We start from the raw sequence: 1,100 nt of genomic DNA on the forward strand, positions 1-1,100 counted from the left end.
AGTTTGAATTCTTTCTTTCTCTTGTGCTGTACTGGCATTTATTAACAGTTTTTTGAGAGTTTCTGCCGATTCAGTTATCTCAATTTTTACTACTCCTGACATAGTTCGCGATCGCTTTTATCCCTTTCTCTTTAAGTGTAGTCTAAGTTTAGGAAATTGGTATAACTACACCTGTGAAAAAACTGCCACTAAACCTCCCAAAAAGGAGATTAATTGGCAGAGCTATCCGTATAACTCTCGCGATATTAAGACCAAGAAAAATCGAGCGTTGAAGGTATCCGAGATAGTATTAAATTGTAGTACAAAGAACGACTTAATTAAATTACTGGCGACAACTGGGGCGAGTGAACCAGAAATTGAGTGGCTGAGAGAGAATTATTTAAGCTCGGCTGAAAGAGCGCATTTAGAGCTAATTAGAAAATCAACTCAAGGAAATCTTTTTAATCAGCCAGAGCCAGAATTAGAAATAGTTGAATACAAACTTTCCGAGATTATTGCAGCAACAGATGGAGAAATGAAGCGATTGGGATGGGGCAAAGAGCGAGGAAGACAACACTTGATGGAGACTTACGGCAAAAAAAGCCGAATTCATTTAACAAACTCAGAATTACTAGAATTTTGGGATTATTTGAAGTCGAGAGATGTCCCTTGAGATGAAGTCCGCGCCAATTCAATCGAATTGTGGAAGAATCAATCATAATTGAGAGTAATGAACCAATGGTCTACAACGCCAGATGAATCAAAAACAACCACCAAAATCAGTTAAAACTGAAAACTATCGTTCCTATAGGGTTAAAGAACATCAGAGGAAAATGTATGAGAGAGTCTATAAATTCGTCTGCGCTGGGTGCGATCGCGTAGTGGAAAGAAAGAGCTATGCAGTGTGTTGTCCGAGCTACGGCAATGAATGTCTGGGTTCATCTTCATCATGTCGTCGGGGGAAAAAGTCATGAAGTATCTCGAAACAGAGACAGCAATTTCTTCTTTAACTCAAATGAGGAGCTATTACCAATCTCGTTACTCACATTATCTGGCAATGGCAACATCAGCTAAAGAAAATTGGGAGCGCGTGGAATTATTGCTGCAAGACTTGTCAGATC

2 protein-coding genes are annotated in these 1,100 nt (G+C 39.2%); both read left to right on the forward strand.

Features of this window, described 5'->3' with window-relative positions:
* Positions 1-268: 268 nt before the first annotated feature.
* Positions 269-652, forward strand: a complete 384-nt coding sequence (locus tag H1P_RS37950; protein WP_222427382.1) for a hypothetical protein — start codon at positions 269-271, stop codon at positions 650-652.
* 82 nt (positions 653-734) lie between these two features.
* Positions 735-953, forward strand: coding sequence for a hypothetical protein (locus H1P_RS33615; protein ID WP_144875854.1), 219 nt, complete (start codon positions 735-737; stop codon positions 951-953).
* Positions 954-1,100: the final 147 nt, after the last annotated feature.

Source organism: Hyella patelloides LEGE 07179, assembly GCF_900659865.1.
Taxonomy (GTDB): Bacteria; Cyanobacteriota; Cyanobacteriia; order Cyanobacteriales; family Xenococcaceae; genus Hyella; species Hyella patelloides.

Bases quoted from the DNA above. Each gene is read 5' to 3' on its own strand.
- H1P_RS33615 (WP_144875854.1), top strand. From the start codon at position 735: ATGAATCAAAAACAACCACCAAAATCAGTTAAAACTGAAAACTATCGT.